This window comes from Pseudomonas sp. CCI1.1, assembly GCF_034348165.1.
In the GTDB taxonomy this organism is placed as follows: Bacteria; Pseudomonadota; Gammaproteobacteria; order Pseudomonadales; family Pseudomonadaceae; genus Aquipseudomonas; species Aquipseudomonas paracarnis.
Genome location: NZ_CP133780.1, coordinates 4,946,469 through 4,960,261, shown reverse-complemented (window position 1 = coordinate 4,960,261; position 13,793 = coordinate 4,946,469). Strand labels below are relative to the sequence as shown.

At 62.3% G+C, this 13,793-nt stretch carries 10 protein-coding genes; 5 read left to right on the top strand and 5 right to left on the bottom strand.

All coding sequences use genetic code 11. The annotated features are described in order from the left end of the window. Positions 1 to 70 precede the first annotated feature (70 nt). The 3 genes from RHM69_RS22450 to RHM69_RS22440 are packed head-to-tail and all read left to right on the top strand — an operon-like array spanning position 71 to position 2,632. The gene (locus tag RHM69_RS22450) at positions 71 to 886 is read left to right on the top strand and encodes a MetQ/NlpA family ABC transporter substrate-binding protein (RefSeq protein ID WP_019819873.1); all 816 of its coding nucleotides are present in this window, start codon (positions 71 to 73) and stop codon (positions 884 to 886) included. Then, on the top strand, positions 883 to 1,998 hold the full coding sequence (locus RHM69_RS22445; protein ID WP_014716455.1) for a methionine ABC transporter ATP-binding protein: 1,116 nt from the start codon (positions 883 to 885) through the stop codon (positions 1,996 to 1,998). The genes RHM69_RS22450 and RHM69_RS22445 overlap by 4 nt, the downstream gene beginning before the upstream one ends. After that, on the top strand, positions 1,988 to 2,632 hold the full coding sequence (locus RHM69_RS22440; RefSeq protein ID WP_003187635.1) for a methionine ABC transporter permease: 645 nt from the start codon (positions 1,988 to 1,990) through the stop codon (positions 2,630 to 2,632). The genes RHM69_RS22445 and RHM69_RS22440 overlap by 11 nt, the downstream gene beginning before the upstream one ends. Positions 2,633 to 2,634: 2 nt before the next feature. Here the strand turns inward: RHM69_RS22440 and RHM69_RS22435 are convergent, their stop codons facing one another. Continuing rightward, positions 2,635 to 3,738, bottom strand: coding sequence for a hypothetical protein (locus tag RHM69_RS22435; protein WP_014716454.1), 1,104 nt, complete (start codon positions 3,736 to 3,738; stop codon positions 2,635 to 2,637). Positions 3,739 to 3,914: 176 nt separating this feature from the next. Here RHM69_RS22435 and RHM69_RS22430 point away from each other — a divergent pair, with 176 nt between their 5' ends. Beyond that, positions 3,915 to 4,541: a class I SAM-dependent methyltransferase gene (locus RHM69_RS22430; protein ID WP_014716453.1), complete on the top strand. Its 627-nt coding sequence runs from the start codon at positions 3,915 to 3,917 to the stop codon at positions 4,539 to 4,541. 295 nt (positions 4,542 to 4,836) lie between these two features. Here the strand turns inward: RHM69_RS22430 and RHM69_RS22425 are convergent, their stop codons facing one another. From RHM69_RS22425 to RHM69_RS22410, 4 genes are all read right to left on the bottom strand, one after another. Next, on the bottom strand, positions 4,837 to 7,026 hold the full coding sequence (locus tag RHM69_RS22425) for a glycoside hydrolase (protein WP_014716452.1): 2,190 nt from the start codon (positions 7,024 to 7,026) through the stop codon (positions 4,837 to 4,839). A gap of 244 nt (positions 7,027 to 7,270) precedes the next feature. Further along, a complete protein-coding gene (locus RHM69_RS22420) occupies positions 7,271 to 10,336 on the bottom strand; it encodes an efflux RND transporter permease subunit (RefSeq protein WP_014716451.1) in 3,066 nt (1,021 codons plus the stop codon). After that, positions 10,333 to 11,403 carry an efflux RND transporter periplasmic adaptor subunit gene (locus tag RHM69_RS22415; RefSeq protein WP_014716450.1) on the bottom strand — a complete coding sequence of 357 codons (1,071 nt, stop codon included), beginning with the start codon at positions 11,401 to 11,403 and terminating at the stop codon, positions 10,333 to 10,335. Before RHM69_RS22415 ends, RHM69_RS22420 begins: the two co-directional genes overlap by 4 nt. Continuing rightward, positions 11,400 to 12,482, bottom strand: a complete 1,083-nt coding sequence (locus RHM69_RS22410; RefSeq protein WP_014716449.1) for an efflux RND transporter periplasmic adaptor subunit — start codon at positions 12,480 to 12,482, stop codon at positions 11,400 to 11,402. Before RHM69_RS22410 ends, RHM69_RS22415 begins: the two co-directional genes overlap by 4 nt. 121 nt (positions 12,483 to 12,603) lie before the next feature. Here RHM69_RS22410 and RHM69_RS22405 point away from each other — a divergent pair, with 121 nt between their 5' ends. Further along, positions 12,604 to 13,764 carry an AAA family ATPase gene (locus RHM69_RS22405; RefSeq protein WP_014716448.1) on the top strand — a complete coding sequence of 387 codons (1,161 nt, stop codon included), beginning with the start codon at positions 12,604 to 12,606 and terminating at the stop codon, positions 13,762 to 13,764. Positions 13,765 to 13,793: the final 29 nt, after the last annotated feature.

Here is a 13,793-nt window from a genome sequence, read left to right as displayed (position 1 = left end):
CCTGGCGGCATTACCACGCGGAGCGTGGGAACGATCTCGCTACCTAAGACCTTATGACTGGAAAACCACTATGAAAAAGACATTCTTAAACAACCCAGTCAAAGCACTGGCCCTGGCCTTCGGCTTATTCAGCTCGGCGGTATTCGCCGCCGACGCCCCGCTGAAAATCGGCACCACCGCCGCCTTCGCCATTCCGCTGGAAGCCGCCGTAGAAGAGGCCGGCAAGCAGGGCCTGAAGGTCGAACTGGTGGAGTTCACCGACTGGATCGCGCCCAACGTCAGCCTCGCCGCCGGCGATATCGACGTGAACTACTTTCAGCACATCCCCTTCCTGGAAAACGCCAAGGCCGCCGCCGGGTTTGACCTGGTGCCGTACGCGCCGGGCATCATCAACAACGTCGGGCTGTATTCGAAAAAATACAAAAGCTTCAACGAGCTGCCCGCAGGCGCCAGCGTGGCGATTGCCAACGACCCGATCAACAGCGGTCGCGGCCTGCAACTGCTGGCCAAGGCCGGGCTGATCACCCTCAAACCGGGCGTGGGCTACAAGGCCACAGAAGAAGACATCATCGCCAACCCGAAAAACATCAAGATCCTGCAAGTGGAAGCGGTGCAACTGGTGCGCGCCTATGACGACGCCGATCTGGTGCAGGGCTACCCGGCGTACATCCGCCTGTCCAAGACCTTCGATGCCGAGTCGGCACTGCTGTTCGACGGCCTCGATCATCCGGAATACGTGATTCAGTTCGTCATCCAGCCCAAGAGCAAAACCGACCCACGGGTGATCAAGTTCGTCGATATCTACCAGCACTCGCCGGTGGTGCGTGCGGCCTTGGACAAGTCCCTCGGCAAGCTCTATCAGGTTGGCTGGGAAGCTAAACCATGAGTGCCGCCAACGCCCGATTGCACGATCTGGCCCCTGCGCCCAGCCACGCGGAACAGACTGAACTGCACCCGGACTTGAACCGCGCCCATGTGCGGTTCATCAACCTGGGCAAAACCTATGACGGCACGGTGCATGCGCTGCAAGGCATTGACCTGGCGATCCAGCGGGGCGAAGTGTTCGGCATCATCGGCCGCAGCGGCGCCGGCAAGTCATCGCTGATCCGCACCATCAATCGCCTGGAACAACCCAGCAGCGGACGGGTGCTGATCGACCAGGTGGACATCGGCAGCTTCGATGAAGACCATCTGGTGGCGCTGCGGCGACGCATCGGCATGATCTTCCAGCACTTCAACCTGATGTCGGCCAAGACCGTGTGGCAGAACGTCGAGTTGCCGCTCAAGGTCGCCGGTGTGCCCCAGGCACAACGCGCGCGAAAGGTGCATGAACTGCTGGAGCTGGTAGGCCTGCAAGACAAACACAAGGCGTACCCGGCGCAGCTGTCCGGCGGGCAGAAGCAGCGCGTCGGCATCGCCCGCGCGCTGGTGCACGACCCCCAGATTCTGCTGTGCGACGAAGCCACCTCGGCCCTCGACCCGGAAACCACCCAGTCGATCCTCGGCCTGCTGCGCGAGATCAACCAGCGCCTGGGCCTGACCATCGTGCTGATCACCCATGAGATGGCGGTGATCCGCGACATCTGCGACCGCGTAGTGGTGCTGGAGCACGGGCGTATCGTCGAGCAAGGCCCGGTGTGGCAGGTGTTTGGCGATCCGCAACATGAGGTCAGCAAGACCCTGCTCGCACCGCTGCAACACGGCTTGCCGCCAGAGTTGCAACGCCGCCTGCAACCCACGCCAGCCTCGGCCGACGCCGCACTGGTGCTGCGCCTGCAGTTCACCGGCAGCGAAACCCTGGAGCCAGACCTCGCGGCGCTGTTCAGTGCCCTCGGCGGCCGTGTGCGTTTACTACAAGGGGGCGTGGAACGCATCCAGGGGCATGCCTTGGGGCAACTGCTGCTGGCGGTGAATGGATCGCCGCACAACGCCGAAGAACTGCGCAAACGCGCGGCCAACTGGGCACAACAGGTGGAGGTGCTGGGCTATGTGGTTTGATCGTTTAGTGCAGGGGGCCATCGACACCTTGTTGATGGTGGGGGTGTCATCGCTGATCGCGCTGCTGGTGGGCATTCCGCTGGCGGTATTCCTGGTCACCAGTGACAAGGGCGGCATCTACCAGGCACCGGCGCTAAACCGCGTGCTGGGAGCGTTCGTGAATCTGTTCCGCTCCATTCCGTTTCTGATCCTAATGGTGGCGCTCATCCCGTTCACGCGCCTGATCGTCGGCACCACCTATGGCGTCTGGGCGGCAGTGGTACCGCTGACCATCGCCGCCACGCCGTTCTTTGCACGCATCGCTGAAGTGAGCCTGCGCGAGGTCGACCATGGCCTGATCGAAGCCGCGCAGGCCATGGGTTGCCGCCGTTGGCACATCATCTGGCATGTGCTGTTGCCAGAGGCGTTGCCCGGCATCGTCGGCGGCTTCACGATCACCCTGGTGACCATGATCAATTCATCGGCCATGGCCGGAGCAATCGGCGCCGGTGGCCTGGGCGATATTGCCTACCGCTATGGCTACCAGCGCTTCGATACGCAGATCATGCTCACTGTGATTGTGTTGCTGGTGGTGCTGGTGGCGGTGATCCAACTGAGTGGGGATAGGTTGGCGCGGGTGTTGAACAAGCGCTGACGTCACGGGCACTCATCCAGTTGGGCAACACTGGCACGGGGCACGAAGGTGATGGTTTTTTCCTTGGCCTGCCAGGGCCGCACGATATAGCTGCCATCCGAGTCGGCCATCACTCGCAGTTTTACGCTGCGCTTGGGGTTGTCGGCGTCTACCAGCGCGCCGGGAACCTGGGCCTGCGCCGTCCAGGTCATCAACGTACAAACGCGCCCTCCCGAGGCGGATCCTTGCAGCGGCAGGCCGCCCAACTTGGCCCCACTCGCCGGGATCAGCCCGAGTAAAACGATGAGCGCAAAGGCCACCAATGAGGCGAACGCCACCGGGTTTTTCTGGACGCGCATACGCACCACCAGGCAGGCGGCGCTTCCCTGGATCAGGAACAACACGGCCATTTCGGCAGCCATGAACGGCGCAAAGAACACGGCGCTGTCGGAGTACTCGCTGAAGGCGCGGGAGACCGGCACCGTCACCATCAGAATGACCACCATTTGAACCACCCCGGCGCCAGCACTGGCCAGCCAGAACTCGCCGGACAACTCACGCAGGGCAACATGGGCGGGGCGCGCACGAATAATGATGCCGACATAGGCCACTACCGCCGCCATGATCGCTACGATCCAACTGAACGTCAGCAAAAACCCACTTTCGGCGTTCACGGACAGGTATACGGCGGACATCCAGAACACAAACATCACCAACAGGCTGGCCGCCCAATGTCCCAGTAACCTCCTGTGCTGGGCCGTCTCTTGCGGCGACTGCGGGCTGAGATTGAGTTGATCACTCAGACGCACACCTGTGCCGTTCAGGCGTGTGAACAAGATGAACGTGGGCACCAGGATCGATGCACCCATCATGCCGATCACAAATACCAACATGGCGAACATCGCTGGCAATGCGGTGAACGCCGACGCCGACAAGATACTCAGCGGCACCTTTTCCATCTGGATGTACTGGTACAGGTACAGGCCTGCCACCGAGAGAATCCCCACCGTCAGCGGCCAGGCACGCTCATTGAGCCAGAACAGCCCATTGCTCAATCTCGTGGCGTATTGGTCGACCTTGTTCGGCGCGGTGTGGTTGCCAACGGTGGGACGTTTTTCCTCTTCCATGGATGTATAACCCTCTGCAAATGAGGGCCAAATCTTACCCATAATTTCCCGTGGCGGTCTGTCGGATGCGCGCACTGCGACTGCCGTGAAGTGCCCTACAGCGGATACACGGTTTTCAACTCAAGAGTGGGCCGGGGTATAGTCCAGCCACCTCAGCCGCAGCCGTGCGCCATGCCATGAAACTTGCTCCCGACGACCTCAACCAGATCACCTCCACCACCCTGGGCCATTACAACAAGGTGGCCGAAGACTTCCGTGAAGGCACCCGCGATCACGATGTGAGCCAGAACATCGACGCGCTGCTGCGGCATATCCAGGGCACGCCGCCGTTCACTGTGCTGGATTTCGGCTGTGGGCCAGGGCGGGATTTGCAGACGTTTACGCGCATGGGGCATATCGCCGTGGGCCTGGATGGCTCCGAACGTTTTGCGCAGATGGCCCGCGAAGACAGCGGCTGTGAGGTGCTGCAGCAGGACTTTCTCAAGCTGGACCTGCCCGCCGACCGCTTCGATGGCGTGTTTGCCAATGCGGTGCTGTTTCATATTCCCAAGCAGGAGTTGCCCCGAGTGCTCAAAGAGCTGCACGGCGCGTTGAAGCCTGGGGGCGTGCTGTTCAGCTCGAACCCTCGGGGCGAGAACCAGGAGGGCTGGAATGGGCCGAGGTATGGCTCTTATCACGATCTGCAGGCCTGGCGGGCCTTGCTGACCGCAGCCGGGTTTGAAGAGTTGGAGCACTACTACCGGCCGGCCGGGTTGCCGCGGGAACAGCAGCCTTGGTTGGCGAGTGTATGGCGTAAGATTTAGTGCTGCATCGCCTGTACCTGCCTCATCGCAGGCAAGCCAGCTCCCACCTTTGGAATGCATTCCCTTGTGGGAGCCGGGCTTGCCCGCGATGACGCCGTAACGGGCAGCGTTATTTCACCTGATACACCACCGGCTCCCACCTTTGGAATGCATTACCCTGTGGGAGCCGGGCTTGCCCGCGATGACGCCGTAACGGGCAGCGTTATTTCACCTGATACACCACCGGCTCCCACCTTTGGAATGCATTCCCTTGTGGGAGCCGGGCTTGCCCGCGATGGCGCCGTAACGGGCAGCGTTATTTCACCTGATACACCACCGGCTCCTCCCCCTCCACAAGCACCGTCACACTGCGCCCGGCATACCCCTGTTTATCCACCGCCGAGAAATTCGCCACCAACCGCGTCCCGTCTGCGAAGGTGGTTTGCTGCAGCTGCTTGTCCACCGTCAGCCAGCGGAAATCCGTCATTTCCTGGGTTGCCAGGCGCTGGTGCAACGGCCGGAAAAAGCGGTCCTGGCGCTGAACAATCGGCAGCCGCGCCTTGAGCGTCGCCGCACTGAGGTGGTACAGCGGCGGCACGTTGTAGAGCAGTTGGGTCAGCTCATTGTCGCCCTGCACATTGCTCAGTTTGAGGCTGTCGAACAGCCAATGATGGGTGGTGATCACCGAGCCGTGGAACACCGCCTGATACAACGGCACGCGCATCGTCGGTTCGAAATACAGCGTGCGAAACGGCTCCTTCAACGGCACCGATTTGAAGAACACCGCCGGTTGCTCCGTGGGGTACCAGTTGCCTACGAAGTACGGCGACTGCGGGTCCTGGGTCATCTCGCGGTCACCCCAGCCGATCACCGGGGTCTGCATGCCGTGGGCAAACAGGATGCCTTGGGCAGTGATCGCGTTGCCGTCTTCGGAGCCTGTGACCAGCTTCGGCACGGTATTGATCCAGCGGGAAGCATCGATATTGCCTTCGGCGTTTTGTGCCTGAGTCATGCTGGCGTTGCTGCGATAGCTGTCGAACAACATGCTGGTGGCGTAGGCATCGAGAAACCAGGCATTGAAGCCAGCCTTGGCGTGTACTGCCTTCACCCGTGCCTCCAGCAGCGGCCGCACACAACGTGGATCCGTGTAGTGGCCGGACTTCTGGAAACCGGTTTTCAGCTTGCCGTCTTTCAACACGATCGCGCAGTCGCGGTAGGCCTTGGCGCCCAGGTGGGCAGTGGTCCAATCGGGGTTTTCCGTGGCGGACAGGGCCGTTTCGTAGGAGTCGTAAGGCGCCATCAGAAAACCGGCTTCCACCCCCGCGCGAATCGCTTCGGGATGCCAGAGGCCACCCTCCCAACCTTCGCCCAAGGTCAGCAGCAGACGCTGCAGCCCGGCGTCGCGCAGGGTTTGAATGGTGCTACTGCCCCAGGTCTGCGGGCTGTCACTCAAGGCTCCCGTAAAGTCCACGGCCAGTTCACTGCGCAGCTCACCATAACGGGCGGCAAGGCGGGTCATGTCTGGCTCTTGCACTTGCCAGGCCTGCCGGGCCTTGGTGTTGATCGCCGCGTTGAGGCCGCGCAGGAGCACGGTTTGTTCATAGCGATTCAGTGCAGCGGACTGCGCCAGCAGCTGTGCGCTCTCTTTGTCCATCAGGCTCTTGAGTTCATGGCTGCGCAGCCGTTGGATCAGTCTTGGCCAATCACGCACATCGCCCAAAGCCAGCAGGCCATTGTCCCAGAGGTACACATGGCTGGCGCCCAGCAGTTTCTGGGCTTCGGGTGTTTGCCGCAGTTTGTCCGCCAACGGCTCATAGCGGCCCTGCTCCAGCAGCCACTGGCGGTAGCGCTTGGCACCAGCCAATGGGTCGGCATCGCCCAGGTACAGCCGCAGCGTCATCGGCGCATCAGGCGCCAGCGAGGTGAATTCATGGGCCGCGGAGAGCGCCAGGCCGTTGCCGTCGGCTTGCCATTGCAGGCGGTTGTTGTAGGGGTTGGTCAACAGCCAGCTCAAGGTGAAGCCACCGTGATCCACGCCCCACAGCGGCAGGCTCAGGTCTTGGGTGGTATTGAACTCGCCCCGCTCCAGCAGAAACGTCTTCCAGATGGCATTGCCGGCAGGCACGTAATGCCCCTCGGCCAAGGGCCAGATCAACCCTCGCCCCATGGCCTCGGCAGGCTGACGCAGCAGGGCCAGCTCACCGGGCTCGCGGGCGTTGATGGTCAAGGCCAGGTCGCGCTGTTGCAGGCGGGCGGTCAGGCGATAGGCGCCGTTGTCCCATTGCCAAGTGGCTTGATCAGGCGTGTTCTGCAATTGGCTGACGGCATGCGAGGCCACACCACTGGATGCCTGCACTGAAGCCTGGCCTGCGGGTGTCACGCGCAGCGCCAGGGTGGCGGGGTCGAGTTCGACGCGCCACAAGGCATTTTCCAGTACGGTGGCGGCGAAGGCAGACGGTGCAAGGAGCAACGCGCAAAACAGCAAGGTGAAACGCAGGCACTGCATGAGTATCGACCTGGGTTTGGAATGAGGACCAGAGGGTACAACATGCAGTAGCGAGCCAGGACGACAGGGGGATTTTTCAGAAACTTCACACAGTCTCAACCAGAATGAAGATCCAAATGTGGGAGCTGGCTTGCCTGCGAAAGCGACAGTTGAGTCACAGATGCAGCGACTGATACACCGCCTTCGCGGGCAAGCCCGCTCCCACAGGGGGTTTGCGCTTAACCGGCAGCCCCCTCTCTCAGTGTTAATCCTGTTGTGGCTGATGTTCGTGTTTCGGCTCGCGGATCTTGTACCAGGCCACATACAGCGCCGGCAGAAACAGCAACGTCAGTAACGTCGCAATGATGATCCCGCCAATCATCGCGTAGGCCATCGGCCCCCAGAACACTTCCCGCGCAATCGGGATCATGCCCAGGCTCGCGGCGGCGGCCGTCAGCAGAATCGGCCGACGCCGGTGTTCGGTCGCTTCCACCACCGCGTCCCACGGCGTGTAGCCGGCCTCTTCGTACTCGTGGATCTGTGTGACCAGAATCACCGAGTTGCGGATGATGATGCCGATCAGCGCCAGGATCCCCAGGATCGCCACAAAGCCCATGGGCGTGCCCGTGGGGATCAACGCCAGCACCACGCCGATCAGCCCCAGTGGCGCAACGCTGGCCACCAGGAACATCTTCTGCACGCTGTGCAACTGAATCATCAGGAACGTGGCCATCAGGAACAACATCAACGGCACCACGCTGGCAATCGGGCCCTGGGCCTTGCCACTTTCTTCCACGGTACCGCCGGTGGCGACTTTGTAGCCCACCGGCAAGCCTTCGTTGAATTTCTCGATGGTCGGCGCCAACTGCTTGACCAGGTCGGTCGGCTGCATCTCATCGCGCACCGCGGCCTTGATGGTAATCGTCGGCTTGCGGTCACGACGCCACACCAGCGGCTGCTCCAGTTCGTAACGCACCGTGGCAAAGGCCAGCAATGGAATCGAGGTGCCATTGGGCGTAACAATCTGCAGATTCTGCAAGGTTTCCGGCGTACCGCGCTCGGCATCCTCGGCGCGGCCGACCACGTTGATCAGGTAGATATCGTCGTGCACCTGGGTCACCGCCGCGCCGCTGACCACGCTGTTCATCAACTGCGCCACGTCTTCCGACGAAAGCCCCAGTTGCCGCGCCTTGTCCTGGGCGATGTCGACGCGCAGCACTTTGCCCGGCTCGTTCCAGTCGTAGATGATCTCGCCCAGGTGGGTGTTCTGATCCAGCAAGGTCGCCAGTTCAATGGCGTGCTTGCGCACCTGATCGGTGTCTTTACCAGAGACGCGGTACTGGATCGGCCGCCCGACCGGCGGGCCCATTTCCAGCGGCTGCACGTAGCTGCCGATACCGACAAAATCATCGCGCAAGCGTTTCTGCAATCGAGCGATCAGGGCGCCACGCTCTTCCAGGCCCTTGCTCACAATCACCAGCTGCGCGTAGTACGGGTTCTCCAGTTGCTGGTCCAGCGGCAGGTAGAAACGAATCGCGCCCTGGCCGATGTAGGTGCTCCAACGGGCGATATCCGGGTCGTCCTTGATGATCGCTTCGAGGCGGTCTACCGCCTTGCGCGTCTCGTTGATCGAGGCGTTTTGCGGCAGGTTCAGGTCGACGAGAATTTCCGGACGGTCCGACGACGGGAAGAACTGGTTCTGCACAAATTGCATGGAAAATACCGAGGCCACGAACAGCGCCACGGTGATGCCAATCGCCCACCAGCGGTTGCGCATGGCCCACAGCATGCCGCCATTGAAGGCACGGCCAATGCGCCCTGGCTCGGCGTTGTGCGGTTTCACATTGGCGCTGAGGATATGCACGCCGATCACCGGCGCAAACAGCACCGCCACCACCCACGACACCAGCATCGCCACGGCAATCACCGCGAACAGGGTAAAGGTGTACTCGCCTGCCGAACTGGCGTTGAGGCCAATCGGCACGAAACCGGCCACGGTCACCAGCGTGCCGGTGAGCATCGGGAACGCCGTGGAGGTATAGGCGTAAGTCGCCGCCTGTTCCTTGGTTTCGCCTTTTTCCAGGCGCGTGATCATCATCTCCACCGTGATCATCGCGTCATCCACCAGCAGGCCGAGGGCGATGATCAACGCGCCCAGCGACACGCGCTGCATGGTGATGCCGCTGTATTCCATGAACACGAATACCAGCGCCAGCACCAACGGAATCGAGCACGCCACCACCAACCCGGCGCGCATGCCGAGGCTGATAAAGCTCACCACCAGCACGATGATCACCGCCTCGAACAATGCGCTGGTGAAGCCGCCGACCGCCTCTTCCACCACTTCGGCCTGGTCGGACACCTTGTGCACGCCGACGCCCACCGGCAGGTCGGCGGTCAGCTCGTCCATGCGCCCGTGCAGGGCCTTACCGAACGACTGGATATTGCCGCCCTTCTGCATGGCGATGGCCAAGCCAATCGCCGGTTTGCCGTTGAAGCGAAACATCGGCCGCGCCGGGTCCACATAACCACGGCTGATGTCGGCAATATCCGCCAGCCGGTAGAAACGGTCATTGAGGCGCAGGTTGACGTTGGCCAGGTCTTTCTCCGAGGCGAACTGCCCGGAGGTGCGCACGGAGATGCGTTCCGGCCCGGCCTCGATCACCCCGGCGGGGGTCACGGCGTTTTGCGATTGCAGGCTTTGCACGACCTGGCGCTGATCAATCCCCAGGGCCGCGAGTTTGCGCGTGGAGAAATTCAGGTAAATCACTTCGTCCTGCTGGCCGATCATCTCGACCTTGCCCAGCCCTGGCACCGAGCGGATTTCGGCGCGCACCTGTTCCACGTAGTCACGCAACTGGCGCATCGACAGGCCATCGCCGGTAAAGGCATACACCGAGCCGAACACGTCACCGAACTCATCGTTGAACGATGGCCCCTGCAAGCCCTGGGGGAAGGTCCCACGAATGTCATCGATCTTTTTGCGGACCTGGTACCAGATCTCCGGGATGGCCTTGGCACTGGTGGTGTCCTTGAGGAACACGAACACCGTGGACTCGCCGGGCCGGGTGTAGCTTTTCACATAGTCGAGAGAGTCGAGTTCCTCGAGTTTTTTCTCAATACGGTCGGTGACCTGCTTGAGGGTTTCTTCCTGGGTCGCGCCCGGCCAGCGGGTCTGGATCACCATGGTCTTGATGGTGAACGACGGGTCTTCTTCACGGCCCAGGTTCATGTACGAGAACACGCCCATCAGCAGCGCGACGAACATCAGGTACCAGACGAAGGACTGATGCTTGAGGGCCCAGTCGGATAAGTTGAAGCTCCCTTTCATCGCGGGCTGTCCTCGTCGATTTTGACTTTTTGCCCAGGTTTCAGGCTGTTCACGCCGGCGGTGACAATGCGCTCGCCGGGTTTGACGCTGCCATTGAGCAAGGCGCTGCGGGCATCACGGCTGATAACCGTGACCTCGCGGGGTTGCACGGTCTGGCTCTGGGTGTCGAGCAGCCAGATACGGGTCTTGCCGTCCACTTCCTGCAAGGCGCTCAGGGGCAGTTCGATACGCGGGGCGATGGCGGTGCTCAACGTCACGCTGATTGCCGTGCCCAGGCGGAACGCGGGCGGGGTTTCGGCCAGGCTCAGGCGTGCGCGACGGGTGCGCGTGGCGCTTTGGGCCTGAGGCTCGATCTCACGCACCACGGCGGTGGTGTGCACGCTGGGGTCCAGTTGCCCGGCGACCAGGAACACCACATCGGCAGGCAAGCGTTCAGCCAGGCCGGCGGGCAGGTCGATCACCGCTTCCTTGATGTCCGGACGGGCCAGGGTCACCACCTGCTGGCCGGCGCTGACCACTTGGCCGGCCTCAGCGTTCCAGGCAGTGACGATGCCGGCATGGTCGGTGCGCAGTTCGGCGTAGTTGAGTTGGTCCTTGGCCTGGTTGACCGAGGCACGGGCCTGGTCAAGGGTCGCCTGGGTGGTTTTCAGGTCGGTCTGGGCCACATCCAGCTGAGCCTGGGCGCCGACGCCACGGTTGAACAGTTCCTGTTGCCGCCGAGCGTTGGCCTGGGCGTTGATGAACTGCGCCTGTACGCGCGCCAGGTCGCCCTGGGCAGCGCGTAATTGGTTCTGCTGGTCGGTGGGGTCAAGCACGGCGAGCAAGGCGCCCTTCTCCACCTCGGCGCCGACATCCACGGCGCGACGGGCGATGCGGCCGGGCACACGGAAACCCAGGTTGCTTTCATAGCGGGCCTGGATGGTGCCGGCGAAACGACCCAGGTTTTCCTGGTCTTCGGCCCTCACTTCCATGGACAGCACCGGGCGTAAGGGTTCGGGCGGCGCCTCTTCCTTGGAGCAGGCCATCAGCAACAGGCTGGCGGCGACAATGAGCGTCAATTGCTTCATGGCTGCGCTCCGGGTTGGGCGATCTCGACGACCATGCCGGGGTGCAGCAATTGCCCACCGGCTATCACGACTTTTTCACCGCCTTTGAGACCCTCGCCGATGATCACTTTGCCGGTGAGGTAGCGCGCCACGGTGACCTTGTGCAACTGCACCTTGCCTTCACCGTCCACCAGCCACACGGCCGGCTCGCTGAGGTCTTTGGTCAGGGCCGACCAAGGCAGCTCGATGCTCGCCTTGGCCGGGCCATTGGCGGTGGCACTCACCACCGACCCCAGCTCCATACCCTTGGGCAGGCTTTGCAGGGCGATCTTCACCTGGACAGTGCCGGTATTGGCGGCCACGGCGGGCGTGACTTCGCGGACTTTGCCCACGGCCTTGATGCTCGGGTTGTCCAGCAGGCTCACCGTAATCGGCGCGTCGGGGGGCGGCTCCACCAGCAGGGACTCATACACGTTGAACACGGCGTCACGCTCGCCATCGCGGGCCAGGCTGAAGATCGGCACGGTGGCTTGTACCACTTGGCCGACTTCGGCTTGGCGAGCCGTGATGATCCCCGGGGCATCGGCGATCAACGCGGTGTAGCCCAACTGTTCGCGTGCATTGGCCAACTGCGCCTGGGCAGCGGCCAGGGCACTTTGACTGCTGCGCAGCGCGGCCTGGGCGGCGTCGTATTCGCTGCGGCTGGTATAGCCTTTGGGCAAGAGTTTTTCCTGGCGCACGAAGGCGGCGGCGGTCTGCTTGACCCGCGCCTGCTCGGCCACAACCTGGGCCTGGGCCGAATCGACGTTGGTTTGCAGGTCCTTGGGGTCGAGCTTGGCCAAGACTTGCCTGGCCGTGACGCGGTCGCCTACGTCGACCATGCGCTGGATGATCTTGCCACCCACGCGAAAGGACAGATCGGTTTGCACGCGCGCCTGGATATCGCCGGTCAGCGTGACCGCCGCGGCAAAATCCGCTGACTGCACGGTTTGCACGAATACCCGCGAATGCTGCTTGGGCTCGGCTTTGTCCTGGCCACAGCCGCTGAGCAGCGCCAGGAGGCCAAGGCTGAAAATAAATGTCGAGGTGCGACCGCCCATGCAGGCTCCTTTTGCGTGATGCCGACGTTCAAGTGTGTATGCGACTGTGAGCTTAGATCAGGGTTCCTTATCTGCATGGAGGATCCCATACTCCAATGGTTCCCATGCTGACTAATTACACATGCTTAAAACCCTCGCGGTGGCCAATTACCGCTCGATCAACAAATTGGTGGTGCCCCTGGACCGGCTGAACCTGGTGACCGGGCCCAATGGCAGCGGCAAATCCAACCTGTATCGCGCCCTGCGCCTATTGGCCGAAACCGCCCAGGGCGGGGTGATCAATGCGCTGGCCCGCGAAGGCGGGCTGGATTCGACCTTCTGGGCCGGGCCGGAAACCATCAGCCGGCGCATGCGCAATCGCGAAGTACCGGTCGAATCTACTGTGCGCCAGGGCGTCAAACGCCTGCGCCTGGGGTTTGCCGCAGAGGATTTCAGCTACGCGATCTCTTTGGGCTTACCCGAAAAAACCCTCTCGGCCTTCAAACTGGACCCCGAAGTAAAAAAGGAGTGCATCTGGGCCGGCCACGTCTACCGTCCGGCCAGCCTGCTGGTGCAGCGCTCAGGGCCGATGGTGCGTGCCCGCGAAGGCCGTGCGTGGGATGTGCTGGCGCATCACACACCGAACTACCACAGCCTGTTCGATCAGGTCGGCAGCCTGCGTGGCTCGCCGGAAGTGCTGCTGTTGCGTGAAAGCATTCGTGGCTGGCGCTTTTACGATCACTTTCGCAGCGACGTGGACGCGCCAGTGCGCCAGCCACAGTTGGGCACGCGCACGCCGGTGTTGCACCACGACGGCCGCGATCTGGCGGCCGCGTTGCAGACCATCCGCGAGATTGGCGATCCCGAGGCGCTGCAACGCGCCGTGAGCGATGCATTTCCGGGCGCGCGTCTGCACATTGAACCGTTGCAGGGCGGACGCTTTGCCATCGAGTTCTATCAGGAAGGCTTGCTGCGACCGTTGTCGGCGGCGGAGCTGTCGGACGGCACCCTGCGCTACCTGCTGCTGATCGCCGCGCTGCTGACCCCTCGGCCACCGACCATGATGGTGCTGAACGAGCCGGAGACCAGCTTGCATCCGGACCTGTTGCCGGCACTGGCCCGCTTGATTATCCAGGCGTCGAAGCAGTGCCAGGTATGGGTGGTGAGCCATGCCAGCCGCTTGATTGCGGCGTTGCAGCAGGATGAGGGGTGTAACTCGATTGTGTTGGAGAAGGTGTTGGGGGAAACGCGAATTGTGGGGCAAGGGATGCTGGATGGGCCGGCCTGGCATTGGCCGGAGTAGGCGGTGACTGCACTGGCCTCACCGGGGGC

Excerpts from the sequence above, each read along its gene's own strand:
- RHM69_RS22450 (WP_019819873.1), top strand. The coding sequence starts at position 71 with ATGAAAAAGACATTCTTAAACAACCCAGTCAAAGCACTGGCCCTGGCC.
- RHM69_RS22445 (WP_014716455.1), top strand. The coding sequence starts at position 883 with ATGAGTGCCGCCAACGCCCGATTGCACGATCTGGCCCCTGCGCCCAGC.
- RHM69_RS22440 (WP_003187635.1), top strand. The coding sequence starts at position 1,988 with ATGTGGTTTGATCGTTTAGTGCAGGGGGCCATCGACACCTTGTTGATG.
- RHM69_RS22435 (WP_014716454.1), bottom strand. The coding sequence starts at position 3,738 with ATGGAAGAGGAAAAACGTCCCACCGTTGGCAACCACACCGCGCCGAAC.
- RHM69_RS22430 (WP_014716453.1), top strand. The coding sequence starts at position 3,915 with ATGAAACTTGCTCCCGACGACCTCAACCAGATCACCTCCACCACCCTG.
- RHM69_RS22425 (WP_014716452.1), bottom strand. The coding sequence starts at position 7,026 with ATGCAGTGCCTGCGTTTCACCTTGCTGTTTTGCGCGTTGCTCCTTGCA.
- RHM69_RS22420 (WP_014716451.1), bottom strand. The coding sequence starts at position 10,336 with ATGAAAGGGAGCTTCAACTTATCCGACTGGGCCCTCAAGCATCAGTCC.
- RHM69_RS22415 (WP_014716450.1), bottom strand. The coding sequence starts at position 11,403 with ATGAAGCAATTGACGCTCATTGTCGCCGCCAGCCTGTTGCTGATGGCC.
- RHM69_RS22410 (WP_014716449.1), bottom strand. The coding sequence starts at position 12,482 with ATGGGCGGTCGCACCTCGACATTTATTTTCAGCCTTGGCCTCCTGGCG.
- RHM69_RS22405 (WP_014716448.1), top strand. The coding sequence starts at position 12,604 with ATGCTTAAAACCCTCGCGGTGGCCAATTACCGCTCGATCAACAAATTG.